Genomic DNA, 26,417 nt, shown 5'->3' on the forward strand with positions numbered 1-26,417 from the left:
ATGTCTAAATCAAAGCTGCGCGCAAAGGTAGGCCGTGCGCACGCTCGTGCACGTTCATTCGATGAAGCCGAACTTGGCCAGCAGCTTGCGTAGGTACGTGCGATCCAGGCCGGAGATGCGGGCGGCTTCGCTCTGGTTGTTCTTCGCCGCGAGCATCAGGCGCTGCAGGTAGACGCGCGTGAAGCGCTCGAAAAGCGCGTCCTTCTGGTCCGCATAGGTCTGCGCGATGTCAGCGAACTCGGAGAGCGCCAGATCCAGTGCGTCGCCGCCCCAACGGGCGCGGTCGGGCGGAAGGCTGCCGAGCGCGGCGTAATATTGAATGGCATTGCGCAGCTCGCGCACGTTGCCCGGCCAGCTTCGCAACTGCAGCTGCGCAACCAGGCTATCGGGTACGCCGCCCAAGGCTGCGTCCGCCGCGAATTTTCGCGCGAGCAGCGGGATGTCCGGCAGGCGATCGCGCAAGGTGGGCACGAGCAGGCGCACCACCGCGAGGCGATAGAAGAGGTCCTCGCGGAAGCGGCCGGCCTTGATCTCGGAGAGCAAATCGCGGTTTGCGGCGGCGAGGATGCGCACGCGCACGCGCTTGGGTGCATCCGACGAGCCGACGGCGCGGATCTCCCCCGTTTCGAGGGCGCGCAGCAGGACGGGCTGCACGGCCATGGGCAGCTCCGACACGTCGTCGAGGAACAGCGTGCCGCCGTCGGCGGCTTCGAAGGCGCCGCGCTTCGATTCGCTCCCGTAGCCGAAAAGTTCGCTGGCCACGAGCTCGTGGACGATGGCTCCGCAATTGACGGTGACGAAGGGCCCCTTCGCCACGGCGGAATTGTCGTGCAGCGCACGGGCGATGAGCTCCTTGCCCACGCCCGATTCGCCTTCCACGAGCACGGGAACGAGCGAGCCCTCGAGCCGCGCAAGCATGGCGAAGAGCTGCTGCATGGGCAGGGTCTCGCCGAGAATGCCGGAGTAGCCTTCGCCGCCGTAGCTCAATCCTTGCCGCAGCGATTCGGTATCGGCCTCGATGGCCAAGGTGACGCGCCCCAAGGTGAGCTGGCCGCCGAGGCCCACGGTCATCTTTTCGACGCGCTGGCCGAGGTAGAAGGTGCCGTTGCGGCTTCCCAAATCGCGCACGCTGACGCCTTCGGCCGTCAAATCGAGCTCGACATGGTTGCGTGAGACGGTGGGGTCGTCGATGACGAGATCGCACGCGGACGACGAGCCGATGGAGCACGCTCCGATGGACAGCTTGTAGGCGGCGGGCGTGGCGCGCGCATTGAGGACGCGAAGCACGGCGCCGATGGGTTCGCGGCCACCCTCGGTTTGGCCGAGGTGGAGGGTCTCGGTTTTCACTTCGCGATCGCGGGGCACGCATGGAAGCGTAGCGCGAGATCCGCCGTTCAGTAAGGATTGCCGCGCGGACGGGGGACGTCGGAGCCCGCGGAAGGAGCCACGACCTTTCGCGGTTTCGGCTTCTCGGGCTTGACCGTGTTCGCGGCCGGCGCGGACGGCGCCGGCGCACTTTGCACCGGCGGCGGCGATGGTGGCAATCGTGCAGGCGGCGGCTCGGCAGATACCGCGGGCGGCTCCGAGGGAACCTCGGTCGGAGGCGGCGTCGAACTCGTTCGCGTGGCCACCAGCGCGATGGTGCCGAGCACCGCCACGACGAACGCCACGGCGGCCAGCGCAATGCGCGCAGCATGGCGCGACAACCGCGAGGAGACCACCGCCGATTCCTGACTTGCGGCAGGCTCGACGACCTGCACCACCTGCGTCGATGGCCCCGAGGCGGCCGACGATGACGAAGAGCGCAGCCCCTCTTTGATGCGCTGCTTTCGCTCGGCGAGGCGTTCGCCGACCTGCGCGCGAACGAAGCGACCGACCTCCTCGTGCGAGGCGCCAAAAGACGAATCGGCCAACACCGCATCCAGCGCCGCGCCGAGATCGCTCGCACGCGCGAACCGCTCCGCGGGATTGCGCGCCAGCGCGCGTGCAACCACCGCATCGAAGGCGTACCCCAACTCGGGCGCGAGCGCCGACACGGGAGGAATGGGCTCGTAGAGGACCTTGCGCACGATGTCGACCTGAGCGTCGCCGTCGAAGAGCCTCCGCTGCGCCAAAAGCTCCCAGAGCATCACGCCCACGGCGAAGATGTCCGCGCGCTGATCGAACCCGTCGCCCGACATGTACTCGGGCGCCATGTACGAGAATTTGCCCTTGAGCGTGCCCTCGCGCGTGGAAATGTCGTGCGCGTAGAGGCATTTGGCGATGCCGAAATCCGCAAGGCGCGCGACACCGTCCAAGCCCACCAAGACGTTCTGCGGCGAGACATCACGGTGCACGGCACCGAGTGGGCGGTCCTCGTCGTCGGTCAAATCGTGCACGGCTTGAAGGCCCGCGCAAAGGTCCCGAATCACGCGCAGCCCGGCGCGGATGGTCATCATGGGATTGCTCCCGCGCGCAGAACGCAGCAGCTCGTAGAAGGACGCGCCCTCCACGTAGTCCATCACGAGAAGAATGGAGTCGTCCTCGATCTCGACATCGCGAACGCCGACGGCGTTGGCGTGGCGAATGCGCGAGGCCAGGTGCGCCTCGGCCAGCAGCGAGCGGCGCAGATCGGGCTGTTGCATGAGGTGCGCGTGCGGGCGCTTGATGGCCACGAGCTGCTCGAAGCCCAACGCGCCGCGAAGGCGGCCCACGTAAACGGTGGCCATGCCGCCCGACGCGATCTTCACGAGTCGCTCGTAGCGCGACTCGCGCCGTTCGGAAGCGGCCGCGCCCCCTGCCATCAGAAGCTCCCGCTCACCACCGCGCGGGCACCGCCCGGCTCCACCGAGAACGAGGTCCGAACCGGAGCATCCGCGCGCGGCTTCCAATCGACCAAAAAGAGGCCGATGACCGCGGTGGCGACGGCGGACGCGGAGGCCACTCCGATGAGGACGTTCGTGCGCGTCACCGCGGCTTTGCCATCGTCGGCACGCGCCACACAGTCGTCGCTGCCGTGTTGCCCGCATTGGCGATCGACGAAGTCTTGGTGCGTCTTCGAAGCATCGACCCACGATAGAGCGGCGCCGCCGGCAACGAGCGCGGTGACGCCGGCGCCAACCCAGAACCACGTGGGGGCGAGGCCATGCCGTGAGGGCTCCTCCACGCGCGGTTGCGGCTCCGTCGTTTCGAGCTTCTTCTCGTTCTGGGCCGCGACGGGCGCGGGTGGTGGTGGCGCCTGGAAGGTCACCAGCGTGATCTCGGCGGGCACGACATTCACGCGGTGCTCGTCGCGGTAACCCGCATGCTCGGCTGTAGTCAAAACAAGGACGTGCGGGCCGGTTGCCAGCCATCCTTCGGCGGCGGGATCGAGCGCTTTTCCGTCGACCTCGGCATCGCACGCCGCCGGACAGCGAACATCGATACGCCCCGCACGCCCGCGGAATTTTTCTCTGGCCTTGTTCGCCGCGCGTTCCAGGACCGCGCTTCGTGGCCTTCGTGTGACACGCGCCACGAGCATGGATCCAAACGCCGCATCGTCGGCGGCCACGCTTTCATCGATGGCGTCGGCCAGCACCGAATCGCTGGGCACGAGTCGATCGGCCAAGGCGAATTGCCTGGCGGCGGCGGCGAATTCCTTGTGGTCGTGAAAGGCCACGCCTCGGTTGTACGCTTCTCGCGCAGCCGCTTGTTGGCTTTGCGCCAGGCCGGCCGACGTGAACGCCGCGGTGAACGCGACGACCGTTCCGAGAAGAAGACTTTGCCGCATGAGGCTCTTCGAGGGTAGCACAATGCCGCTCCAGAGATGAGTCGATGCCTCGAAGCATCGAGGTTTGACGTCTGCAGACAACAGCGATTCCATGGCCGAATTCGTGCTGGATCGAGCGTATGATACCGTTCGACATGAGGCCATTGCGATGCGCTGCCGCGGGTTACTTTGCAACGACCGCGCTCTGTTGCGCGCTGGCGTGCTCGCTCGATTATTCGGTGGGGCCGTTCGACGGTGGCGACTCGGGCAATCCCAGCCCCGACGGTGGTAAGCCCTCCGACGGCGGTGGCTCCGACGGCCCGGCGACGGCCGTACCTCCGAGCTGCGCAACGGCGCAAACGTGCACGGGCGGAAAGAGCTGTTGTGCATCCGACCTCGTCACCGGCGGCCCCTTCCATCGCGACAACGATGGAAATTACGCGGCGACCATCAGCGACTTCCAACTCGACGTGTTCGAGGTCACGGTGGGCCGCTTCCGCGCATTCGTGAACGCCGGCAAGGGCACGAGGAACAGCGCGCCGGCTGCAGGCGCAGGCGCACACCCGAAGGTGGCCAACAGCGGATGGGACCCGAGTTGGAATGGAAATCTCGCGGCCAGCACCGACGCATTGAAGACGGCCCTCGCGTGCGATCCGAGCATGGAGACGTGGACGGCTTCGCCGAGCGCGCAAGAGACGCGCCCTATCAACTGCGTCACCTGGTACGACGCCTTTGCATTCTGCATCTGGGACGGTGGACGGATCCCCACGACGTCGGAATGGAATTATGCCGCGGCCGGTGGCAGCAAGCAGCTCGCATATCCATGGGGAAACGCCTTCGAGTCCTCGCGCGTCACCTACGGGTGCGGCGGCTCGTGCAGCAAGGACAATTTGTTGCCCGTTGGATCGAAATCGCCGCAAGGCGACGGAACTTGGAATCAGGCCGACCTTGCGGGAAGCCTTTGGGAATGGACGCTCGACTCGTCACGCACCCTGCTGCCCCCGCCTTGCGCGGATTGCTCGAACTACTCGCCATCGGCCACGCCCCGGGTGCGGCGAGGCGGCAACGTCAGCAGCGAAAACACCGACGAACTGCGCACCGACTACTCGAGCGAGCGCCCCGGCACAGAGCGCCACTGGAGCAATGGCTTCCGCTGCGCTCGGCCGGCCAAGTAGCACAAGCATCAGCTATCACGCGATCACCAGACTAGGCGCGCCTCGCGTTTTCGGTAAGATCGGCGAATCCCGATTTGTACGAAACCTCATTACCGACGAGGTCCACCATGTACGGATATTGGATTAAGGCGGCGGTGGCATCCATACTCGCTTGCGTGGGCGTGTCATCGTTGGTGTTGAACGCCTGTTCGTCCGATGACGATACGCCCGCGCGCTACAAGGCGCACGCCGATATCCGCCCCACGAGCGAAGCGACGCAGCTGCAAGGAACGGCGACGTTCACCGAAGAAAATGGGGAGACCACGGTGGTGGTGAACATCGAACGCGCCCTTCCGCCCGGCAGCGCCGGCCCGCGTGGTTTGCATATCCATCAAAATGACAATTGCAATGCAAGCACGGGCGATGCGGGCGCCGTTCCTGCGGGTGGGGCCGGCGGCCATTGGAATCCCACGGATTCGGCGCACGGCTACCCGACGAGCACGGGCCACCACGTGGGGGATCTTGGCAACATCGAGATCAAGGCCGATGGCACGGGAACCCTGACCTACAAGAGCAAAGAGTTCCGCGTGAAAGAAGGCGGCATGTCCGTGGTGGGGCACGCCATCGTCTTTCATCAGCAGACGGACGACGGCGTCTCCCAACCCGTCGGAAACGCCGGCGCCCGCCCCGGCTGCGGTGTCATTGTAAAGGATTAGGCGCCGGCTGAAACCATAAGAAGGGAACCGCCAAAACGCCAAGGACGCCAAGATTGATTGAGGTGCCGAAGCACTGGCGAGGCCCCTTCTAACCCTTGGCGTTCTTGGCGCCTTGGCGGTTTTCCTCTCCCTTCCGCACTCCTGATCTACGGAATTTTGCCCTGCGTTACGCACGCGGTGGTGGCGTTCGGGGTGAGGGTGCCCGAAATGGTGGCCTTGCCCGATTTCGTATTGATGCGGATTCGTCCTGCCCCGCCCCCGCCGCCGGCCGCGACGGATTCGCCTTTGCCCACGCCGTCGGTGCCGTTGATCACGGCGGCGGCGCTGCCGTTGCCGCCGTTGTTGCCGGAGGAGGCTTTGCCGCCCGCCGCGACGTGCTCGTCGTGGGTGCCGTCGCCGCCGCTCTCCTGCGTGCTGCCGCTGCCACCGCCGCCACCGTTGGCCGCGAGTGTGCCGGAGATGGTCACCTCGGGGGACTCGATCAAAATGGAACCGCCGCTGCCGCCGCCGCTGCCGTTTTGGTGCGTGCCACCCGCGCCGCCGAAGCCGCCGCCGCCCCCGCCGACGTTCACGTAGCCACCGGATGCCACGGTGATCGACTTGGCGGCGACGAGCTGGATCGCACCACCTCCCGCGCCGTAGCCGCCGCCGGGGTATCCGGTGCCGCCCGACGAGCCGCCGATCAGCGGCACCAACGTGGGATTTCCATTCGCAGGGCCACCCGCGGCGCCGGCGCCCTTCTCGCCCTCGGCCGGGCCTTTTCCTCCGGGGCCGCAGTAGCCGCCTCCCCCGCCGCCATTGCTTTCGCTGCCCGCGCTACCACCGCCCGGGCCGACGCCCTTGGAGTTCGTCTCCTTTTGCACCAACCCGCCCGCACCGCCGGGCGTGGCCACGAGACCACCTTGGATGTCGATCTTGTCGAGCGCCACCAATGCAATGGGGTAATTGCCATGCACCGTGACCACGGCGTGCGGTCCGATGTGAATCGATTTGGCGACGTAGACGCCAATCTTCGAACCATCGCTCTGCGTCACCACGCCGTAGGCGGTATCGATCGAGCACGGGTTCTCGTCGGAGTCGCTCTTGATATTGCAGTTACGCTCCGCCTCGAGATCTCCCACTTTGTGAACGTCGATGCCCGCGAGCGAAATGTTCGACGGAGTGAATCCGAGGTTCGCGGCGACGGCTGCGCCACCAGAACCATTGCCACCGCCACCGCGTGATTCGCTTCCCGAGCCGCCAGAGCTGCTAGAGTTGCCGGATTCGGTCGTACTCGAGTTTTTCTTGCATCCCTGCGCCACGAGCGCGAGCGCAACGGAAGACACGAGCAGAACCGCACGAGACGATTTTTTCATGGCGCGAATGCTCACCCGACCGGGCGTGCAAACACAAGAGAGGATGTTCGGAGGCAGATATGCGGCGATTCGTGGGTACCCTTCTTCGTGGAGTGCGAGCGGGCGAGAAACATCTCGCCTACAACGATCCGGCCGCATCGAATGCGCCGCTCTCGCTTGTGCTCTCGAGCTCCTCGTTCGAATTCGGGGGGACGATTCCTCGCAAGCACGCCGGTCCCGGTGAGGGTGAAAATATATCGCCGGAGCTGTCTTGGTTGGGCGTGCCACCGGAGACGGCGGAGCTGGTGCTCATCGTCGAGGATCCGGACGCGCCCCTGCCCCGCCCCTTCGTCCACGCGATCGCCACCGGTATCCAGCCCACCGCGACGACCATTGCCGAAGGGCGCCTTTCCGACACGGCGGCGCCAGGCGATGGGCTCGCGATGGGGAAGAACACCTTCGGCAAGACGACGTATGGCGGGCCGCGGCCGGTGCCCGGTCATGGTCCGCACACGTACGTCTTTCAGCTTTTCGCGGTGGACAAACGCCTCACGTTCGAGGGCGTCCCGTCACGGGCGGACGTTCTGCGCCAGATGGAGGGCGCCGTGATTGCGCGCGGACGGATCGAGGGGACGTACGAGCGCTAAGCCTCGGTGTCGAGCAGGCGCTCGATCTCGCGAAGGGTCTCCACGTCGTCGCCGACCATCTCCTTCATCGATTGAAGGCGGCGCGCCACGATGCGGGCGATGCGATCCTCGATGGTGCCGTCGGCGTAGGCCCAGTAGACCTGGGCGAAGCGCCCATCGCGGTGGCAGCGGCCTTCGATTTGCGCCATTTGAATGCCGGACCATCGCAGATCGTGAATGACCTCCGAGCGCGCGATGTCGGCGTACTCGCCTTGATGAAGCGAGATGCCCTCCTCCACCGTGAAGAGAACCACCGGGGCCTTGCCGCGCTGAAAGCGCAGGCGCTCTTCCTCACGCTCGGCCGCGGGCATGCGGCCGTGGATGGCCGCGCACCCGATTTTCTCGGACTCGAGCGCCTCGCGGATGGACGTGAGGGTCTCCATGAAGGCCACCGAGATGGCCACTTGGTGGCCGTTGTCGAGCAGCTCGCGCACGAGTTCGACCGTGCCGGATGCGCGGATGAGCGAGCTCTTTTGGCGCAGGCGCAAGGTGGCCGCGAGGGCCGACTTGGGATCGCGACCGCGCGGGGCGAGATCCATCTCGCGGCGGAAGGCGCTCCAGGCTTGCGTGTACAGCTCGCGCGCTTGGCCATCGAGCTCGATGGGCGTGAGGATGCGGTTGATCTCCGGCCAGCCGGCGATGTCTTCCGGGCGGCGGCGGATGCCCGCCGAGGGCGAGCCTTTGCGAGCATCGAAGAGGAGCGCGCGAACTTTCGCGCAGTCCGAAACGTCCCCGCGCCATTCCCAGCGGCCGTACGCTCCGCGGGTGAGGCCGAGGCCTTGCTCCTGGCACCAGCCTTCGAAGTCTTTCAGATCGGCGGCGCGGCTTCCGGTGACGCTGGCGAGGAGCGGCGCGAGGTACGAGAGCTCGAGGGGATTCTGGCCCGCGGTGGCGGAGAGCCAGAGGCAGAAGCCCGCGCTGGCCACCAGCTTCGCGGCCAACTTGGAGCGGGCGGCTGCCGGGTTTTTGCAGCGATGGCTTTCGTCCCAGACGATGACGTCGAAGTCGATGGCGCTGCCCGAACGCGCGAGTCCTTTTTTGGAGCGGACCTTTTTGCGCGCCTCCGCGGAGAGCTCGAACAATTTGCCGAGGCGCTCGTAATTCAGGAGGACGATGTCCTTGCCGGCGTCGCCCATGGCCTCGATGGTGCGGCGCCAGTGCGCAATGACCGCGAGGGGGCACACGATGAGAACCGAGCGGGAGGCCTCCATGCGGCGGATGGCCTCCCAGGCGGTGATGGTCTTGCCGAGGCCGACGTCGTCGGCGAGGAGAAAGCCAGGGCGGCGTGCGGTGTGCGAGGCGAGGATCGCTCGCACGGCGTCGGTTTGATGCGGGCGCAGGGTGATGTCCGCGGTGGGCTTCGAGGGGCGGCGTGCGACGCCGTCGTCGGCGTCGAGTTCGCGTTGAACGCGGGCCTCCCAGGAATACGGCGCGGGAAGGAAGGGAGCGAGCGATGGCGGAAGGGACTCGCCGCGGTAGAGGAAGACGTTGCGCTCGGCGTCCCAGCGTGCGCCGCCGGCGGTGGCCACACCGCGCATGGCGAAGGGGACGTCGAGAACGTGGGCGCGCTCGACGGCTCCCGGTCGCTCGCCCTTCGCAAGCCCTCCCTTCGAAGATTTCCCTCCCTCCAACTTGGATGGAGAGAAAGGTTTCGAGATGGTGCGCTTCGCGCGCATCGTGGTCATGGCCGACGGATGTAGCATGGTAAGGTCCGCGCGATGCCTGAATCGCTCACGCTCGCCCCGACCTCCGATCCACGCGTTTTCGTCGCGCCCGATGGCACCCGATGCAGCCCGCCCGCAGGCTGGGCGTGCCTTCCGCCGGGCGATGCAGGCCTGACGCGAAGGGTGAAGCAAGCGGGCCCTTCGTGGGCGGTCATCGAGAAGCGTGGACGCAAGGCCTTCTCCAAAGGGCTGTGGGCACCGAGCGAGAACATCGAGGCCGCGCGCTCCGCGCTCGATGCCGAGCGATCCACCGAGGGGTACGCGAAAAAGCGCGCCGCCGCCACCGCCCGGCGCGAGCACGCGCAAGCGGTGTACGTCGTCTCGTTCGAGGAAGAGGTCCTCGGCTTTCTGCGGTTCGCCCCGCGATGGGAGGAGCTCGCACGCTCCGTGGCACGCAAGGTCACGGCGCACGCCACACCCGTGGGAAGCGGCACCGTCGCACGCACGCAGCGCATCTCCATCGACGAGCGCGCCGAGTCCGCGGTCATCGCGTGGATGCGCCACCAGACGACGGCCTACGACTCCATGGTGATCCCGCGCATCGCAGGAAAACGACGCGAGGTGCGACGCGAACTCGCCACGATCTCCCGCGCCGTGCTCGATTTGCACCGGCGGGACGCTCCCCACGCCCCGACATCCTGCCCGCTCTGCAAAGCGGTTTCGACGTGACGAAGGATTACGTCACCGATGTCCCCTACCAGCGGAGTTTCGTCGACCTCAGTCCGTCCCAACTGAGCTTGGTCGCGGCCCTCAATGGATTTCCGACGCCCATAACCGACGGAGACTTCGACTACTGCGAAATGGGCTCTGCCCAGGGCGACAGCATCGCCCCGCTCGCAGCAGCCAATCCAAATGGCAGGTTCGTGGGCGTGGACGTGAATCACGCGCACATCGAAGCAGCTCGGCGATTCGCAAGCGAAGGAAAGCTCGAAAACCTCCGCTTCGTCGAGCGGGACTTCGAGCACCTGGACGAGGACGCCACCCCGCCATTCGATTTCATGGCGGCCCATGGAGTTCTGAGTTGGGTCGGGCCGTCCAAACGCAAGGCCCTTCTCGACTTTGCGGCGGCCAAACTGAAGCCGGGCGGCCTCCTCCATGTCAGCTACAATGCGCTCCCGGGTTGGGCCGCCGTCGAGCCGCTGCGCCAATTGCTCCTCACCGGGGCGGCAGGTGCAAATCAAGACGATACGCGCGAGCGCGCGCGTTTGGGCTTTGCCTTGGCGAAACACATGCACGATGCCGGTGCACTGTACTTCGCGGGGAATTCGTCCGCAGGGGTGATGCTCCGGACGATGGAGGAGCTCGGGATCCCTTACATCGCCCACGAGTACCTCAATGCCCATTGGGTACCCATGTATTTTGCACAGGTTGCCCGCGAGATGGCCGAGCGAGATCTACATTTCGTCGGCCAGCTGCCGCTGTATATGAATTACCGCGATTTGGCATTACCTCCGAACATGTCGAAGCTTCTGGAAGGGGTCCACGATCGCGGCGCATTCGAGACGTTGAAAGACTTTGCCCTGAACGAGTTCTTTCGGCGTGACGTATTCATCAAAGGGAGTGTGGGGCGCGCGGCCGCGACCACGCAGGCCTATTTCGATGTTACGGCGTTCGGGTTGCAACGTACGCCGCCGATAACGGAGGTACGGCTTCCCCAGGGTACCGTGACCTTCGAGGGGCCTCTGTTCGAGGCGCTCTTCGATGCCTTGACGAAAGGTGCTGCCACGGGCACGGCCTTACTCGGGCGCCCCGAGCTCGCGACCTTTGGTGCGGAAAATATCCGTGCTGCGCTGTTGCGGGCCGTGGTCACCGGCTGCGTCCTTCCGGTGCAGCCAGCTCCACGTGCGTCCGCGCGGCGCGCTGGGAATGCGCCGCGCATTCCGTTGGAATACAATCGCATGGTGCTCCGGCATGCGTTGCGAAACGAGATGCCCTTGGCACTCGCCGCGCCGCGCATGGGGGCAGGAATGGCGATTTCAGCGCACGAGGCGTTGGTTCTCCGATTGCTGACGGAGGTCCCTAGTGCGAAATGGCAAACGCCCAAACAATGGACGCACGACCTCTTGGTCAAAGACTCGTACTCGCTCAAGGTGGCTGGCCGTCCCGTGAACGACGTGGAGGAAGCGACCCGTATTCTTCTCGCAGAAGTGGATAAATTTCGACAAAACCGCCTCCCTCGATTCCTCGAATGGGGCATCCTCGAATGAATGCTGCGCCCTAGCATCATGGGGTGATGCGCGAGATCATGGATGGATCTCATGCGCTCCGAACACGAGCATTCGCGCAGCCGCCGGACCGAGAAATGAACGCGTTTCCAGCGAGGCACGGCTCCTGCTCGATGCGCGGCCGACGGCTCGCCATGTCGGCGGCCCACTTCACGAAAAGAGAAGAGGCGCATCGATGAATACGATTCACGGAAAACTCATGGCACTCGCACTCGTGGCCCTTGCAGGAACGACCATCGACAGCATGGCGCTCGCGTCGGAGGAGTCCGCGCCCTCGGAACAATCGGACCAGAACGACGAGGGCGCGGAGGCATCCGATCAAGATGACGAGGGCATGGCCGTTCAAGCCGTGCGGGCCACCTGTCCGCGCACCGTCAACCTTTGCCGATCGGGCACGGTGAGCTTTCCCGGCGGTACGATGAGCATCGATGCGGACGTGAACGGAGGCGGAACGGGCTCCTGGATCATCTTCCACAATGGCGGCCCCACCAACTGCCGGGCCAATTTCCCCGCGGTCGATCCGCCGCGTTCATGGGTATGCCAGCTCCCGAAGGGCACGTATAGCCTCGGGGTTTACGCGGGCCAGAGCGGCCAATGGGCCCAAGGGGCCATTCGCTGGTAGCCGATTAGCCGATTAGGATGGCTTCGCCTCGAGCGAGACGGAGTCCTCTTTCAACGAGGTACCGGCGGCGTCGAGGATGCGAACGGAGATCGATTTCGCGCCCCCCACGGGGCGCGAACCCCACGTGCGCCAATGCGGGGCGTGCCCGACGTCGAGCGATTGGCGCTGCACCTCTTTGCCATCCACCGTCCACACGAGCGTGATCTGCGCGGGGTCGCCGGTGTTGGCGGCATCGATCCAATAGACGACCTTGCGCGCGCCGGCGACGGACTTGGCATCGCCCACGGGCTTTCCGCCCTCCACGCGATCGGTGAACTGCGAGCTCACGATGGAGACGCCTCCGTCCGCGTGGGCGGCGGCGGGAATCAAGGAAGGAACGAGGGCAGCGGCGGCAACGAGAACGACGTGCGAAAGCTTCATGGAAAGAACCTCGGGTTGTAAGTCGATCGCCTCTGCGGCGACCGTCGTACATCCCCGAGTGCAGCGCGTGTACCAATGTGGGACGCGGGCATTTCGCCCGCGTTTTTACCGTCGACGCGTTCAGGCAGACACAACGCCGTCGTTGCCGTCCCACACGGCGAACCCAGCTACGCAGCGATGCTCATTGCGGGGTGCCGCAGCGGATCCATTTGAGGATCGTGAGGCGCTCTTCCTTGGTGATCGGGACGCCCGCGTCCAGCGGTGGCATGGAGCAGCCGAGGATCTCGCCGCGGATGGTGTCGGACCAATCGACGACGTGTTCGTAGTCGCGCAGCGACCAGGGGCCACCCGGCATGCCGGAGTGGCAGGAAATGCATCGCCCTTCCAAGATGGGCTTCACCTCGGCATAGGTGGTCGCCGGGCTCGCGCACTCGGTGGGGGCTGCGAGCTCTTTGCACGACTCGGGAAGAGCTCCATCCGAGAGCGGATCGGATTTGCCGCCGGGGGAAGCCTCGTTGCTGCTGCAGGCAGCAGCCACGACCAGCGACGCCACGAACAACGCACCCGCCAAGGAACCCACGATCGTACGAAAAGCCATCGAACCACAACGCTACCACGTGAATTCCCATCGGCCGCGTGCTGCGACGAAATGCCGCATCGCTCGAGACCGCTCCCAGCGATACAGAGCATGCTCGGGAGAAAAACGAGGAACCCATGTCCAAAACGTCGAGCGCGGTCGTTGTCGGAGTGTTCACCCTTGTCACGCCGGCGCTGGCCGCCGCGCACATCTCGTTGGGGGCCGCACCAGCCTTCGCCGATACGACGCAGGAGATCACCTTCGGTGTCGGTCACGGTTGCGACAACCTGTGGGACACCTTCTCCGTGCAGGTGGACATTCCGGCATCCGTAACGACGGTGCGGGCCATCCCCAGCGACTTCGGCAAAGTGACCGTGATTCGCAATACCGCCAACATCATCACCGGCGTCAAGTGGGAGAAACTGAGCAACGCGGATCTCCAGGACGGAGATACGAATTACTACAAATTGGGATTGCGCATCAAAGTGCCCAATCAACCCTTTACGCGGCTGCTCTTCCCGACGCACCAAGTGTGCCGCTCCGCAGACGGCAAGGTCGAAAAGCCAGTCGACTGGGTGGCGGAGACCGATTCGCACGATGAGAACGGGCCGAAACCCGCCCCCTCGCTGAACATCCTTCCTCCGCGTGAGAAGGGCTGGAACAAGTACACGGTGCCGGTCGCCATCACGGATTTGAAGCAGTACTTCGGCGATGCGCTCATCGTGTGGAAGGGCAATGCCGCCTACAGCCCGGGCGCGAATACCGTGGGCCAAATCAAGTCCACGGCGGACGTGACCGAGCTCACCTCGCTCGCCGCCAACGACGTCGTTTGGGTGAAGTACTGATGCTGCGCACGACGCTCGCGATCGTCCTCGTCGCGTTGGGCCTCGTCGCCTGCAAGGACGACGACAGCGCAACACCGCTGAAACCATGCCTCGAGCGACCGACGGATCCTGCGAAGCCGCCGTCGAGCGCGCTACCGTGCGATCTTTTGCCGCCAGACTTCGGAAAGAAGTGATCGACTCGTGAGAGACTGGCCGTCATGTCGCATATCGAACTGACGGCCATCATCGTCGACGAGTACGATCCGGCCATTGCCTTTTTCGTCAATGTCTTGGGCTTCGAGTTGGTCGAAGACTCCCCGGCGGTAAGCTCGCACGATGGACACGCCAAGCGCTGGGTCGTCGTTCGCCCGCCGGGCGCGCAGACCGGCATCTTGCTGGCGCGTGCGGATGGAGAACGTCAACGCGCCGCGGTGGGCGATCAATTCGCCGGACGCGTGGGCATGTTCCTGCGGGTGGACGATTTCGAAGCCGCGTACGCCCGCCTCCGCGCGGCTGGGGTCACGTTCGTCCGCGAACCGCGCCACGAACCCTACGGAAGCGTCGTCGTCTTTCTGGATATCGCTGGCAACCGCTGGGATCTGCTGGGCCCGCGCCCGGCGTGACAAGGGTTACCGCAGCGATTTCATGGTGTTAGGCTCCTCCTGAAAAAAAGTGCTCATGGCATGTCGAGAACTCCTTTCGGGCTCCGACTCACCCATGAAAGGAGTCAACGACCATGAAATTCATTCTGATGATGCACGCACCGCGAGGCACTGGCGATTGGGGCGTTACGAACTGGAGCCAGGATGACCTGAAAGGGCACATCCAGTTCATGATGGACTTCAACGCCGAGCTTCGCAAAGCCGGGGAGCTCGTGGGCGCGGAAGGTCTGGCCCCGCCGGGACAGGCGCGCCTCGTGCGCGCGGGAAAAGCCGGAGCGCCCGAGGTAACGGACGGGCCGTTCGCCGAGTCGAAGGAATTCCTCGCAGGGTACTGGATCGTCGATGTGGAACGCCCCGAGCAGGCCTACGCGATCGCCGCCCGCGCCTCCGCCGCCCCCGGCCCCGGAGGCAAGCCCCTCAACATGGCCATCGAAGTGCGTGAGGTGATGTCCGCACCGCCCGTCGAAGTCTGAGCGAAAGGGAACGCACCATGAAATTCATTCTGATGATGCATGCACCGCGTGGCACCGGCGACTGGGACATCATGACGAAGTGGAGCCAGGGCGAGGTCGAAGCGCACATCCAATACTTGAACGACATCAATGCGGACCTTCGTAAAGCCGGCGAGCTGGTGAACATCGAAGGGCTGATGCCGCCGAAGCACGCCCGCATCGTCCGCGCGGGAAAGGGTGGCGCACCCGACGTGACGGATGGCCCCTTCGCGGAGTCGAAGGAGTTTCTCGCGGGATGGTGGATCGTCGACGTCGCGACGCCCGAGCGCGCGTACGCCATTGCGGGCCGCGCCTCGGCCGCTCCTGGCCCCGGCGGTAAGCCGCTCAACATGGCGATCGAGGTGCGCGAGGTGATGTCCGCACCGCCCGTCGAGGTCTGAAAGGGTACAACGTGGATTCGACCGGCACGCACCTGCTGCGCGATCTCGCGCCGCAGGTGCTCGGCGTGGTGGCGCGGCGCTTTGGCGACTTTGCGGCGGCGGAGGACGCCGTGCAAGAAGCGCTGGCCGCCGCCGCCATGCAATGGCCCGAGCGCGGTGTGCCGGACAATCCGCGCGCGTGGCTGGTGCAGGTCGCCATGCGCCGCATGACCGATCATCTGCGCTCCGAGCTGGCGCGGCGGCGGCGCGAGACCGTCCTCGTCGCAGAGGAGGCCGTCGAATACGAAGAGCCGCGCGAGCCGGGTGAGGCCGCGGAGCAAGAGCAGGACGATACGCTCCTCCTGCTCTTCATGTGCTGCCACCCCGCGCTGACGCGTCCCTCGGCGATCGCGCTCACGTTGCGGGCCGTCGGCGGCCTCACCACCGAGCAGATCGCCAACGCGTTCCTCGTGCCCGAGGCCACGATGGCGCAGCGAATCAGCCGGGCCAAGCAGAGCATCAAGAAGTCGGGCGTGCCGTTTCGCATGCCCACGGGTGAAGAACGCGAGGAGCGGCTCGACGCCGTGCTGCACGTGCTCTACCTCGTTTTCAACGAGGGCTACGCCACGAGCACGGGCTCCAGCCTGCAGCGGGCCGATCTTGCAACCGAGGCCATCCGCCTCGCGCGCGCGGTGCATCGGCTTTTGCCCGACGACGGTGAGGTCGCCGGGCTTCTCGCGCTGATGCTGCTCACCGATGCACGGCGCCTCGCGCGCACGGGCCCGAATGGCGAATTGATTCCGCTCGACGAGCAAGACCGCGCACGATGGGATCGCGAAGCCATCACCGAGGGCGTGGCGCTCATCAGCAAGACGCTGTCGCAAGGAGCGATTGGCGCCTACCAACTCCAGGCGGCCATCGCCGCGGTACACGATGAGGCGGCTCGCGCCGCGGACACGGATTGGCCGCAGATTCTCGCGTTGTATGGGCTCTTGAAGCGCATGACCGACAACCCGATGGTCACGTTGAATCACGCCATCGCGTCGGCCATGGTTCATGGCCCCGCCGCGGGGCTCGAGCTTTTGAAACCGCTCGATGCAGATCCGCGCATCGCGGGCCATTACCGACTCGATGCCGTGCGCGGGCACTTTTTCGAGATGGCCGGCGATGCCGAAATGGCACGTTCGCACTACCACGCGGCTGCCAATCGGACATCGAGCATCCCCGAGCGAAATTACCTATTAATCAAAGCTTCCCGGCTCCGAAACGCGGAATAGCCAAGGGTCGCGCACACATGGAGCACAGCTGCGTAGTATATTTCCTACATGCGCATACTTTTCTCTCTTGATTGCGCCAATTTTCCGACTTAAAGAGCGCCCCAGTCGCCCCGGCCCACATGTAGGCCGGAGGGAAATGGATTGCCCTGGCCTACGTCTAGGCCGGAGGGAAATTGGAGATTTTCAGAGATATGAAACTCATTGCGCTATCGCTTTCTGCTGCTCTTCTTGCCGTTCCCGCTTCGCTCATGCTGACTGGATGCGCCGCCGAGACGTCCGCCGACGAAAACGTTGGCGCCTCGCAGGACGCGCTGTCGGGCATCGCCGCGCAGCTCGTGGGAACGTACGAGTGGAACGCCGAGCTCTCGGGGGACTTCACGGACTTTTACTCGCTGACCCTGAAGAAGGACGGCACGTACACGGCCCAAGTCGAGGCCACGTTGGTTGCTCCGGGTGTCCGCTGCTTCACCTTCCCCTGCACCTTGCCGGAGTCGGGCAAGTGGCTCTCACGCAAGGTCCCGGGGGGCATGGGCATCAAGTTCACGCCCAGCAAGGGCGACGTCCGCGACACCAAGGCCGAATTCGAGAACGGCGTGCTCACGCTCACGCGCGCCTCGAAAACGACGAGCCTGTTCACGGCCGCGGCGCTGCAGCAGCAGCAGCAGGACCAGCGCTCGGTTTGCGCCGCGGTCTTCTGCCAGCCGCAGACGAAATGCGTCGAGCTCGTGTCGGGCGAGGCTGCCTGCGTCAAGCAAACCACGTCGGCCTGTGCGGCCGTGCTGTGCGCCGTGGGCACGACGTGCGCCGAGCTCGCGTCGGGCGAAGCATCCTGCCTCACGCTGAAGCACTGAGGCACTCGAAGTATTTTTTTGACGATCCGTTTTCGCCGTAGGGTCGTACTGGATTCGGGAGGCGAGAAGTCCCGATGAAAGCGCAGACCTTCTTTCTTGGCGCAGTTGCAGCCATGGCAGCATTGGCGAGCGGATGCAGCGATGACGATACGAAGCCGAGCGGCTCTACCCCTTCTGCCTACGAACGGCTTGGCGGGCACGCGGGGCTTCTCGCGTTCGTCAAAAATGAAGTCGAAAATAAGGTTCTCAAAGATTCGGATTTGAAGACCTACTTTTTCAATCAGGTCGCAAATCCAATTCCAGCAGGCCACCCAAGCGCAGCTCAGATCGAAGAGTGTTTCACGCGCTTGGTGGCCTCGGTCGTTCAAGCCGAACAATACCCCGGCGCGCCGGTGCGCGATGCCGCCAATACGAATACGCCGGATTTCACCTGCCGCGATATGAAGTCGTCGCACGTGGGCTTGAACATCGGCGACAAGACGTTCGACAAGTTCGTGGGGGTTCTGGCCGGCGATCTGATGGGCCTCGTGGTCGCCGATGGGACGATGCTCACGGCGGGGCACATCAGCCAGAGCGAATACAATGTGCTGGCCAAAGCTCTGACGGACACCAAATCGAGTGTCACGACACCGGGTGCGCCGGCGGGGCCGGGACCGTTCGTTCCGCCCACGCCGTCGGCCTACGAGCGCCTCGGCCGTCACCAAGGGCTTCTTGCTTTGGTGAAAACCGAGGTGGAGCAGAAGATTCTCAAGGATACGAACCTCAAGACGTATTTCTTCAATCAAGTTGCCAATCCCATTCCCGCAGGGCACCCCAGTGCGGCCCAAATCGAGGAATGCTTCACGCGGCTGGTGGGCTTGGTGCTTCAGGCGGAAGCCTATCCGGGCACGGCGGTGAACGATCCGGCCAATACGAACACGCCGAATTTCACCTGCCGCGATATGGCTTCGGCGCACACGGGGCTGAAGATTGGGGACAAGACGTTCGATGCGTTCGTGACCATTCTTGCGACCGATTTGATGCCCTTGGTGGTCGCGGATGGGACGACGCCAAAGAACGGGCAGATCACGCAATCCGAGTTCAATGCGCTGGCCAAGGCGTTGACCGATACGAAGTCGGAGATCGTGGACCCCAACGCGGCACCTGGTCCGGCGCCGTTTCCAGGGTAGCCGCCATGTTGAAATGGCTGGCCGCGGTGGCCGCATTCGCAGCTTTTGCGGTGCTGGCGATTGGCGCGTTGCACATGCCCTTCGCGCGGCCTCTTTTGGCCAAGCTCGGCGTCGGTTGTCCAGTGACCAAGGGAACGCCGCGGGCGGTGGACGATGCCCGCGCAATTCCCGCGGCGATGTACATCGGAAAGCCGGGGGCTCCAGCGCGGCCTGCCGCGGGGTTCGAGCTCGAGAAGACGACGTTGGCGGATCTGGAAGCGTGGGCGAAGCGGCAGGGCATTTCGTGCGCGCCGCTGCGCGGAAACGAGACGCTGCGGGCGTGCCAAGACGTGGATGCGAGGGCCCTCGGCGAGCCGCCTACGTTTCCACCGGCCGAGGAGGTGACCTTCGAATTTCGCGCGAGCGGTACGCTGGCCGTGGTGACGGTGTTGCGCCGAAAGCTGCCGCTGGCAGAGGCCAACGCGATGGTGGCCGAGTCGTCGAAACGGCTGCGCGAGGTGCTGGGCGCCCCCGCCAAGAGCACCGGCGAAAATACGGCGGCCCATTTCGCCAAGGGGCCGCTCCAAGCTTTCCAGGAAGAGTACGAATTCGGCAACTACGCCGCCACGCTGACCGAAACGCGCATCGGCGACCTGGGGATGCTCGTGCGCGAGCAGTATTTCTCGCCGGTTCCGTAAACGAAAGCAACGCGCGAGCGGCACGAAGAGAAGAAGAAACCGCCAGGACGCCAAAAGAGAGGCGCCAGGATCGCCAGGTGAATCAACAATAAAATTTTTAGGGATTTATTGTTGGTTCCGTTAGCGATCCTGCCGTCCTGGCGGTTTCCTTCTTCCTGTTCGAGAATCGTGCTCGCCCGTTAAGCGGGGTAAGCTCGGGGGATGTTCGTCATCGAGCTCACGTACAAGGTGCCGCTGGAGAAGATCGATGCCGTGATGAAGGAGCACATGGCCTTCGTCCGGAAGCACTACGCCTCAGGGCATTTTCTCGTATCGGGGCGGCAGGTGCCGCGCACGGGAGGCATCATCCTCGCCGTGGCCGACGATCGGGCAGAGCTCGAGGCGATCATGCGGCAAGACCCGTTTTGCGTGCACGGGCTTGCCGAGTTTCGCATCATCGAGTTTCTGCCCAATCAGCGGGCGAAAAACATCGAGGAGCTGATTCGGTGATTACGGCTTGATGTTCCCAAGCTGGTGGCGAACTTGGTGGCGTGCGCGCCGGTTGGCGGTGAGATCGCTCACGAAGGGCATCACCGTGATGTAGCCGGCGCGGAAGTTGACCACTTCGCCGTTCTCGTCGCCCGTGACAGGCTCGAACGGAGCCTTGGCGGAGGAGAAGACGCCCGGCGAGGTCTCTTTGTACACGAGGTGGAAGAGGCCCGTCTTGCCCTGGTTGACCATCGTGACACCGGCGATCTTGTCGATCGGCAAGGCGGGGTAGCCGAGTTTGAGCCCCACGCCTTGGGGCAAGAGCGCGCCGTCCTTGCTCTTCGTCTCGAGCCGCTCGATGAGGCGCGCGGTGAACGCGGCCACGCGCTCGACGTGCGCGATGAACGCCGGATCGGTTTTGTCGCGCACGATGGGATCGGCCATCACCGCAATGGAGGGCACCCCGCGAATGAGGCCCGCCGTGGCGGCGCCCATCGTGCCCGAATATGGCGTCGACGGGCCGCCGTCGAATCCAAAGTTCGGACCGGAGACGATGAGATCCGGCTTCTCGCCGCGCGCCTCCAAAACCGCGATGCCAACGAGCACGGACGTCGCCGGCGATCCTTCGACGGCCATGTCGCCATCGGCCTGCGTGGTCGCATTCACGGGCGCGGGGCCGGTCACCGAGACGCTGCTGCCACTGCGATCTTGCGCCGGCGCCACCAGGGTCACCGCATGCCCCGCCGCACGCAACCCGCGCTTCATCGCCTGGATCCCAGGGTCGCTGTAGCCGTCGTCGTTCGACAAAAGGATCTTCAGAGGTCGCGGCGCCGCACTGGGCGTTGTCACGCGTACATCGATATCGAGACGAATGGGCGCGTCGTCATTCGTGTCGCCCAATGCCAAAGACTCCTCACCTTGTCGCACCTGCTCGGGCGCGGCCTTCTCTTCACCGGGCTCCTGACCGGAGCTGCAGCTCACGACGAACAATATTTGGGCGAAAAGTGAGGGCCACAACCAGCGTCGACGCGTCATCGAAGTTGCCTCCTGCGTTGGCGAAAGAGGGCGAGCATACGGGTCAGCTGCGATGAAGGCGAGCCTTCTCCCGTCATTCGTCCCAACTGGAAATATCTTCCCGAGCAACGAATGCCGCCCATTGGCCGACATAGAGTCGACATGAGCTGGCGCACAATCATCCTCGGCCTCCTCGCCGTCGCAGCAACCACGGGCTGCGGCGACAATGCCGCGCATATCGGGATCGGCCAGCCCGATGGTGGTCCCGACTGGGGCCCCGCACCCGAGGTCGCAGCCACTCCGTATTTCGATCCGCCAGAGGGCACGTTCACCACCGCCCCGCGCGTGACCATCCGGACGGACACACCTGGGGCCACGATTCACTATACGATGAACGGCAGCACGCCCGATTCCACGTCGCCGGTCTACACGCTGCCTCTCGCCATCGCCAGAACGACGACGCTCAAGGCCATCGCGCGCCGTCCGGGCTCGCGCGATTCCGATGTACGAACTGCGACGTTCGACATGGATATTCCCCAAGGCAACGCCGCGCCCGTCCAATTCGAACCCAATACGGGGCGCTATTCGAACGACGTGCACGTCACCCTTTCGAGCACCACCGCCGGCGCCACCATTTGCTACACCACCGATGGCACGAAGCCCGCGTGCGCCAAAGGCCCCGCCTGCACCGACGGCTCGATGGCTTACGACGGAGCGGTGCCCATCATCAAAACGCGCAGCGAGCTTCGCGCCGTTGCCTGCAAACATCGGACGTGGAACTCTCCGGAAACAAGTGCAGTCTACACACTTCAAGCGGCCGCGCCCACGACCGACCCGCCGGCGGCACGTTACGATCCACTGCATCCCGTCCCCATCACCGTCTCGTCGACGACGGAAGCGGGCATCATCCATTACACGCTCGACGAGACCACCCCAAGCTGCGACAGCCCCAACACGCTACCCAACGGGGGCACGTTCCCTTCGTTCACGGCCGACACGACCGTCAAGGCCGTCACCTGCAAAGATGGCTACCTAGCCAGCGAAGTATTCACGGCCAAGTACCTCGGTACGAAGTGCATCGGAGACTTCACCGTCAGCACCCAGGCGGAACTCGATGCGCTTGCGCGTTGCCAGGAAATCTCGTCGTCGCTCACCATCCAGGGCGAGATGATCACGGATTTGACTCCCCTGGCCCGCCTGCAGCGGGTGGGGCGCACGCTGACGTTCTCGGCGACTCGTATCGAGGAGTGGATCGGAGCCAGCGCGTTGACGAGTCTCGGAGAGCTCCAGATTACGAACGCTTCGAGCCTACGGCACCTAGGTGGCTTCTCGGGCCTCACCGAAGTCGGGAATGTCTTCGTGAGGTACAATCCAGTGCTCACGGCATTCGATGGCTTGCCGAGGGTGGCGACCATTCCTGGTTCGCTGGAATTCGTATCGAATGAAAAGCTGAGTCGCGTCGAATTACCAAATATGAAAGCGGTACTCCAACTTGTTTTGGGCAACGTACCGGCGTTGGCCTCCCTCGAGGGGCTGCGTGGGATCACCCGACTCGAGTTTCTGACCTTCTCAGGCTTACTCGGGTTCTCGAATGCAAAGGGTTTGGAGCACGTCACATCGCTGGACGAAGGCCTACGCGTCCGGAACACGAAAGGCCTCGTCTCATTCACCGGTTTGGACAATGTACTGACCATCGGCAACGTGGAAATCGGCCGCAATACGGATCTCGAAAGTCTGCGTGGACTCGACAAAGTCGCGACACTCATCGGCGCGGACCCACGGATTCTCATCGAGCAAAACGGCGGGTTGACGGAAATTGGCAGTTTGAATGCGCTGGAATCGGTGGGAACCTTGGTCATTCGGAAGAATCCCAAGCTCCAGCATCTAAACGGCTTCCGCGGTGTCAAGTCAGCCGACTACGTCGCCTTGCTCCAAAACGAAGCGCTGACCAAACTCGATGGTTTCGATGCGCTAGCGCACGTCACTCAGGACGTGGAAATTGGTCGCAACGCCCTCGCTTCCTTGGCCGACCTTCATGCGTTGACCCGGATCGATGGCAACCTCACGATTCTCGAGGAGCCGTCGCTGGCGAGTCTTTCGGGACTGGGCTCGCTCCAGGCCATTGGCCAACGGCTCCAGATCTCCAAGAATCCCGCCCTCGTGCACGTCGACGACTTCGCCCAATTGACGAAACTCGGACGGAGTTTGTACGTCACCGACAATCTCCAGCTTCCGGCGTGCCAGGCGGAGGGTCTCGCCAAGAAGCTGCGGGATCTGGGCTACGCGGGCGAGGTCATCCTTCGCGGAAACAACGGAACGGGTACCTGCAACTGAGAAAAGGTCCTACAAGGAAGTGCCGTGACGTCCCCCACCCTGCGACCCTATCAACGTGAGGCAATCGAAGCCGTGCTCACGGCAAGGCGGGGCGGCGTTCGTCGCATGGTGGTGAACCTTCCCACGGGTGCGGGCAAGACGGTGATTTTCTCGCACCTGGCGCGGCTGGCCAAGCGCCAGGTGCTCGTGCTTGCGCACCGCGAGGAGCTTCTAGGGCAGGCGCGCGACAAGATCGAACGCGCGATGGAAGGGCAAGGCGTGGTGTCCATCGAGCGCGGGGCGGAGAGGGCGTCGGAGGACGCGAAGGTGCTCGTGTGCTCGGTGCGCTCGCTGCACGAGGAGCGGCTCGCACGCGTCATCCGCGGACGCGACGTGGGGCTCGTCATTTACGACGAGTGCCACCACGCGGCGGCGGAGGACAACCTGCGCGTGCTTCGCCAGCTCGGTGTCTTCGATGCGATGTGGACCGGGACGCTGCTCGGATTCACGGCGACGACGGCGCGCGGGGATGGCAAAGGGCTCGAGGAGGTGTTCGAGCAAATCGTCTACTCGCGCACCTTGCCGCAGATGATCGAAGACGGATACTTGTCGCCTCTTCGCGGATTTCGCATCGCCACCACCGCCGACCTTCGCCAGCTGTCGCCCACCGGTCTCGATTTTCGCGAGGAGGAGCTCGCAGAGGCCGTCGATATCGAAGAACGCAATGCCATCGTCGCGCGCTCCATCCAAGAGCTGGCACGCGATCGTCGCACGATTGCCTTTTGCGTTACCGTGGGTCACGCCATGAACTTGGCGCGATCGCTCAATGTGCTCGGGGTGCGCGCCGGTATCGTCCATGGGGCCATGCAGAAAGACGATCGCGCCAGAGCCTTGGCGGACTTTCGCGAGGGCCGGACCCAAGTGCTCACCAACGTCGCCGTTCTGACGGAGGGATTCGACGATCCGGGTGTCTCGTGCATTGCCATGGCCCGTCCCACCCGGTCCGATGGACTTTACGCGCAATGCGTGGGGCGCGGTACGCGGTTGCACCCGGATAAGAAGGATTGCCTCATTCTGGATTTCGTCGATCTGTCGGACTTGAGCCTTACATCGCTGCCCTCACTCTTCGGTGTCCCGCGCGACTTGGATCTGCGCGGCGGCGACGTCAACGAGGCGCGGCGCATCTGGGCGGCGATTCAGTTCGACCGACCCGGTTTCGAACTGGAAGCCGGTGCAGTCACCCTCCCGGAAATTCAAGAGCGCGCGAAAATGTTCGACCCACTCTCGCTGCGCATTCATGAGGATGTACGAGCTATTTCCGCCAATGCGTGGTTCTCACTCGGTAGGCACGGGGTCGGGTTGCACTTCGAGAAGAAGCCGGGCGCCCCCAGCGAGGCGGTGATCCTCAAACGCGGAGAACGCGGCAAAAAGTGGGAAGTAAGCCTCGACGGCAAGGTCGTGGATCGATTTTCGCGTATGGAAGATGCCGTTCAAGCCGTCGATTACGAAGTCGAACGAAGGGGGCGCGCGGCGGCGGCATCGGCCCGCGAAGGCGCAACATGGCGCCGGGCGGCGGCGCCCATGGCAATGCGCGAGGCGCTCAAAGCAAAGAATCCTCCCAGCGAGTGGGCGGAGGTCCTGCAACTGGCTGTCTGGGAGCGTGTCGTCCGACGTTAGTTCGACGCGTAGTTGTCCTTCTCCGGATATGAGCGTAGGCTCGCCGAAGAATCGGATGTACATCGCAAGGTGGGACTGGCAGATCGGAATTGCGGTCTGGTGGTTCGAGGGGATCTCGACCGACGCGGAGTGGGAAGAGACCTTCGGCCATCGACGGGATCTGTGCGTGCATAGTCCATCCATGCCCTTCCGCCCCGCAGTGTTGCTCTATCTGGATTGCGATCGGCCCAATGCCCTGCGCCGCAAGCAACTCGCCGATTTGTCGGATCATCCGAACTACAACCCGTACATCGCCTGCGTGGCCAAAACGGAGGAACTGCGCGGTGCGCAGCTGGCCTTGCGCTGGGCGGGATCGCATCCGAATTACGACAAAGAAATATTCCGCGACGTGGAACCGGCGCTGGCGTGGTTGGAAATGAAGCGAGGCACGCACCTCGCCCCTCTGCGCCTCATGGTGCGCGACGTGCGGCGGCTTGCTCTGCGGGCGAATGTGCCGCGACCGACTCGCGACTAGGCGGATAGCCGAACATGCGTGAATACTCCCGGCTGAATTGCGACGGGCTCGCATATCCGACCTGATAGGCCGCCTCGGACGCGTTGGCTTCACTCGTCACGAGCAAATGGCGCGCACGCAAAAGCCGCAAGTGCTTTTGATACTGCAACGGTGACATCGTCGTCAGCGCTTTGAAATGGACATGAAACGAGGATTCGCTCATGCCGGCCACCGCCGCGAGTCGCTCGATGGGAATCGGCTGGCGAAGCTCCTCGCGGATGACCCGAATGGCCCTGGAGATACGCTCCGCATAGCCATTGCGCGACACCAACTGGCGAAACGGCGCACCGTGCGTGCTGGTGACCAGCCAGTAATACAGCTCGCGCGCCATCGACGGGTAGAGCACCGGGATGGCTTTCGGCGCGTCGAGCAGCCGCACCATCCGCGCGGCACATTCCGCAGCCTCGGGTGGGACGTCGCCCACGAAATAGCCCGCGCCGTCGGGCTCGGGCGGCGCCCCATCGTCGCCAATGGCCTCGATGACCTCGCGCATGATTACCGGATCGATGCCCAAGACCACGGCCAAGTAAGGCTCCTCCTGCGACGCTTCGGTCACGTCGACGGACACCGGCAAGTCGACACCGATGACCGCGAACTTCCCGGCGCGGTACCTGAGAACGTCGGCGCCGAGCACGACCTGCTTGGCGCCCTGCGCGATCAAGCACACCCCCGCCGATGTGTACAGGGTCCGATGCGATTGAGCCACCTCCGTATAACGGGCGAGGAGGAGCGACGGGATCGCAGTGGGGTAGCCCCCCTCGGGACTTTCAGTATGGGTAGCCGTATAGCGTGCGATGGCATCGCGGAGTGAGTCGAAGGGCATAGGCACCGAAGACTCTAATTTGGGCTACTTGGAGGATTAGGCAAGGAAGCTGG

Annotated in this window: 28 protein-coding genes; 19 read left to right on the forward strand and 9 right to left on the reverse strand. The window is 64.4% G+C overall.

Going from position 1 to position 26,417, the window contains the following annotated elements:
* Window positions 1-54 precede the first annotated feature (54 nt).
* From LZC95_32615 to LZC95_32625, 3 genes are read right to left on the reverse strand one after another with little or no spacing between them, the layout of a single operon-like run.
* Complete coding sequence (locus LZC95_32615; protein WXA91187.1) at window positions 55-1,347, reverse strand: sigma 54-interacting transcriptional regulator; 1,293 nt, start codon at window positions 1,345-1,347, stop codon at window positions 55-57.
* A gap of 47 nt (window positions 1,348-1,394) precedes the next feature.
* Window positions 1,395-2,783, reverse strand: coding sequence for a serine/threonine protein kinase (locus LZC95_32620; GenBank protein ID WXA91188.1), 1,389 nt, complete (start codon window positions 2,781-2,783; stop codon window positions 1,395-1,397).
* Window positions 2,783-3,748, reverse strand: coding sequence for a hypothetical protein (locus tag LZC95_32625; GenBank protein WXA91189.1), 966 nt, complete (start codon window positions 3,746-3,748; stop codon window positions 2,783-2,785). The genes LZC95_32620 and LZC95_32625 overlap by 1 nt, the downstream gene beginning before the upstream one ends.
* A 134-nt stretch (window positions 3,749-3,882) precedes the next feature.
* Between LZC95_32625 and LZC95_32630 the strand changes: the two genes are divergently transcribed.
* Together LZC95_32630 and LZC95_32635 are read left to right on the forward strand one after the other, a co-directional pair.
* On the forward strand, window positions 3,883-4,902 hold the full coding sequence (locus tag LZC95_32630; protein ID WXA91190.1) for a formylglycine-generating enzyme family protein: 1,020 nt from the start codon (window positions 3,883-3,885) through the stop codon (window positions 4,900-4,902).
* A 107-nt stretch (window positions 4,903-5,009) separates the two neighbouring features.
* Window positions 5,010-5,597 (forward strand): superoxide dismutase family protein, encoded by a 588-nt coding sequence (locus tag LZC95_32635; GenBank protein WXA91191.1) that lies wholly within the window; start codon window positions 5,010-5,012, stop codon window positions 5,595-5,597.
* Between the two features lie 146 nt (window positions 5,598-5,743).
* Here LZC95_32635 and LZC95_32640 read toward each other — a convergent pair whose 3' ends face one another.
* Complete coding sequence (locus LZC95_32640) at window positions 5,744-6,952, reverse strand: hypothetical protein (protein ID WXA91192.1); 1,209 nt, start codon at window positions 6,950-6,952, stop codon at window positions 5,744-5,746.
* 71 nt (window positions 6,953-7,023) lie between these two features.
* Here LZC95_32640 and LZC95_32645 point away from each other — a divergent pair, with 71 nt between their 5' ends.
* Complete coding sequence (locus LZC95_32645; GenBank protein WXA91193.1) at window positions 7,024-7,578, forward strand: YbhB/YbcL family Raf kinase inhibitor-like protein; 555 nt, start codon at window positions 7,024-7,026, stop codon at window positions 7,576-7,578.
* Here the strand turns inward: LZC95_32645 and LZC95_32650 are convergent.
* The gene (locus tag LZC95_32650) at window positions 7,575-9,302 is read right to left on the reverse strand and encodes a DEAD/DEAH box helicase (protein ID WXA91194.1); all 1,728 of its coding nucleotides are present in this window, start codon (window positions 9,300-9,302) and stop codon (window positions 7,575-7,577) included. The genes LZC95_32645 and LZC95_32650 overlap by 4 nt on opposite strands.
* 33 nt (window positions 9,303-9,335) lie before the next feature.
* On the opposite strand from LZC95_32650, the gene LZC95_32655 reads away from it, so the two are divergent.
* The 3 genes from LZC95_32655 to LZC95_32665 all read left to right on the forward strand — a co-directional run bounded on the left by LZC95_32655 (window position 9,336) and on the right by LZC95_32665 (window position 12,188).
* Window positions 9,336-10,010 (forward strand): DUF2293 domain-containing protein, encoded by a 675-nt coding sequence (locus LZC95_32655; GenBank protein WXA91195.1) that lies wholly within the window; start codon window positions 9,336-9,338, stop codon window positions 10,008-10,010.
* Window positions 10,007-11,548: a class I SAM-dependent methyltransferase gene (locus LZC95_32660; protein WXA91196.1), complete on the forward strand. Its 1,542-nt coding sequence runs from the start codon at window positions 10,007-10,009 to the stop codon at window positions 11,546-11,548. Before LZC95_32655 ends, LZC95_32660 begins: the two co-directional genes overlap by 4 nt.
* Before the next feature lie 193 nt (window positions 11,549-11,741).
* The gene (locus tag LZC95_32665; GenBank protein ID WXA91197.1) at window positions 11,742-12,188 is read left to right on the forward strand and encodes a hypothetical protein; all 447 of its coding nucleotides are present in this window, start codon (window positions 11,742-11,744) and stop codon (window positions 12,186-12,188) included.
* 12 nt (window positions 12,189-12,200) lie between these two features.
* Here the strand turns inward: LZC95_32665 and LZC95_32670 are convergent, their stop codons facing one another.
* Both LZC95_32670 and LZC95_32675 read right to left on the reverse strand, forming a co-directional pair.
* Window positions 12,201-12,608, reverse strand: coding sequence for a DUF2914 domain-containing protein (locus tag LZC95_32670; GenBank protein WXA91198.1), 408 nt, complete (start codon window positions 12,606-12,608; stop codon window positions 12,201-12,203).
* 181 nt (window positions 12,609-12,789) lie between these two features.
* Window positions 12,790-13,206 carry a hypothetical protein gene (locus LZC95_32675; GenBank protein WXA91199.1) on the reverse strand — a complete coding sequence of 139 codons (417 nt, stop codon included), beginning with the start codon at window positions 13,204-13,206 and terminating at the stop codon, window positions 12,790-12,792.
* 116 nt (window positions 13,207-13,322) lie between these two features.
* Here LZC95_32675 and LZC95_32680 point away from each other — a divergent pair, with 116 nt between their 5' ends.
* The 10 genes from LZC95_32680 (at window position 13,323) to LZC95_32725 (ending at window position 20,005) form a co-directional block, all read left to right on the forward strand.
* Entirely contained in the window at window positions 13,323-14,030 is a 708-nt protein-coding gene (locus LZC95_32680; protein ID WXA91200.1) for a DUF1775 domain-containing protein, read from the forward strand.
* A complete protein-coding gene (locus LZC95_32685) occupies window positions 14,030-14,203 on the forward strand; it encodes a hypothetical protein (GenBank protein ID WXA91201.1) in 174 nt (57 codons plus the stop codon). Before LZC95_32680 ends, LZC95_32685 begins: the two co-directional genes overlap by 1 nt.
* Window positions 14,204-14,227: 24 nt before the next feature.
* Window positions 14,228-14,632 (forward strand): VOC family protein, encoded by a 405-nt coding sequence (locus tag LZC95_32690; GenBank protein WXA91202.1) that lies wholly within the window; start codon window positions 14,228-14,230, stop codon window positions 14,630-14,632.
* A 113-nt stretch (window positions 14,633-14,745) separates the two neighbouring features.
* Window positions 14,746-15,144 carry a YciI family protein gene (locus tag LZC95_32695; GenBank protein WXA91203.1) on the forward strand — a complete coding sequence of 133 codons (399 nt, stop codon included), beginning with the start codon at window positions 14,746-14,748 and terminating at the stop codon, window positions 15,142-15,144.
* A gap of 17 nt (window positions 15,145-15,161) precedes the next feature.
* On the forward strand, window positions 15,162-15,563 hold the full coding sequence (locus tag LZC95_32700; GenBank protein WXA91204.1) for a YciI family protein: 402 nt from the start codon (window positions 15,162-15,164) through the stop codon (window positions 15,561-15,563).
* 11 nt (window positions 15,564-15,574) lie between these two features.
* Complete coding sequence (locus LZC95_32705; GenBank protein ID WXA91205.1) at window positions 15,575-16,819, forward strand: sigma-70 family RNA polymerase sigma factor; 1,245 nt, start codon at window positions 15,575-15,577, stop codon at window positions 16,817-16,819.
* A gap of 191 nt (window positions 16,820-17,010) precedes the next feature.
* Window positions 17,011-17,670, forward strand: a complete 660-nt coding sequence (locus tag LZC95_32710; GenBank protein WXA91206.1) for a hypothetical protein — start codon at window positions 17,011-17,013, stop codon at window positions 17,668-17,670.
* Between the two features lie 74 nt (window positions 17,671-17,744).
* A complete protein-coding gene (locus LZC95_32715; GenBank protein ID WXA91207.1) occupies window positions 17,745-18,839 on the forward strand; it encodes a hypothetical protein in 1,095 nt (364 codons plus the stop codon).
* Window positions 18,840-18,844: 5 nt separating this feature from the next.
* A complete protein-coding gene (locus tag LZC95_32720; GenBank protein WXA91208.1) occupies window positions 18,845-19,516 on the forward strand; it encodes a hypothetical protein in 672 nt (223 codons plus the stop codon).
* A 201-nt stretch (window positions 19,517-19,717) separates the two neighbouring features.
* Window positions 19,718-20,005 (forward strand): YciI family protein, encoded by a 288-nt coding sequence (locus tag LZC95_32725; GenBank protein ID WXA91209.1) that lies wholly within the window; start codon window positions 19,718-19,720, stop codon window positions 20,003-20,005.
* On the opposite strand, the gene LZC95_32730 is transcribed toward LZC95_32725, so the two are convergent.
* Entirely contained in the window at window positions 20,006-21,019 is a 1,014-nt protein-coding gene (locus tag LZC95_32730) for a 5'/3'-nucleotidase SurE (protein WXA91210.1), read from the reverse strand. It abuts the gene before it with no gap.
* 141 nt (window positions 21,020-21,160) lie between these two features.
* Between LZC95_32730 and LZC95_32735 the strand changes: the two genes are divergently transcribed.
* Genes LZC95_32735 through LZC95_32745 form a run of 3 tightly spaced genes read left to right on the forward strand, consistent with a single transcriptional unit; the run spans window position 21,161 to window position 25,502 of the window.
* A complete protein-coding gene (locus LZC95_32735; protein ID WXA91211.1) occupies window positions 21,161-23,332 on the forward strand; it encodes a chitobiase/beta-hexosaminidase C-terminal domain-containing protein in 2,172 nt (723 codons plus the stop codon).
* A gap of 24 nt (window positions 23,333-23,356) precedes the next feature.
* Window positions 23,357-24,988 carry a DEAD/DEAH box helicase gene (locus tag LZC95_32740; GenBank protein WXA91212.1) on the forward strand — a complete coding sequence of 544 codons (1,632 nt, stop codon included), beginning with the start codon at window positions 23,357-23,359 and terminating at the stop codon, window positions 24,986-24,988.
* A gap of 55 nt (window positions 24,989-25,043) precedes the next feature.
* A complete protein-coding gene (locus LZC95_32745) occupies window positions 25,044-25,502 on the forward strand; it encodes a hypothetical protein (GenBank protein WXA91213.1) in 459 nt (152 codons plus the stop codon).
* Here the strand turns inward: LZC95_32745 and LZC95_32750 are convergent.
* Window positions 25,438-26,364, reverse strand: a complete 927-nt coding sequence (locus LZC95_32750) for an AraC family transcriptional regulator (GenBank protein WXB00241.1) — start codon at window positions 26,362-26,364, stop codon at window positions 25,438-25,440. The two genes, LZC95_32745 and LZC95_32750, sit on opposite strands and share 65 nt — an antisense overlap.
* Window positions 26,365-26,417 lie beyond the last annotated feature (53 nt).

The sequence above is a fragment of the Sorangiineae bacterium MSr12523 genome, assembly GCA_037157775.1.
Taxonomy (GTDB): domain Bacteria; phylum Myxococcota_A; class Polyangia; order Polyangiales; family Polyangiaceae; genus Pendulispora; species Pendulispora brunnea.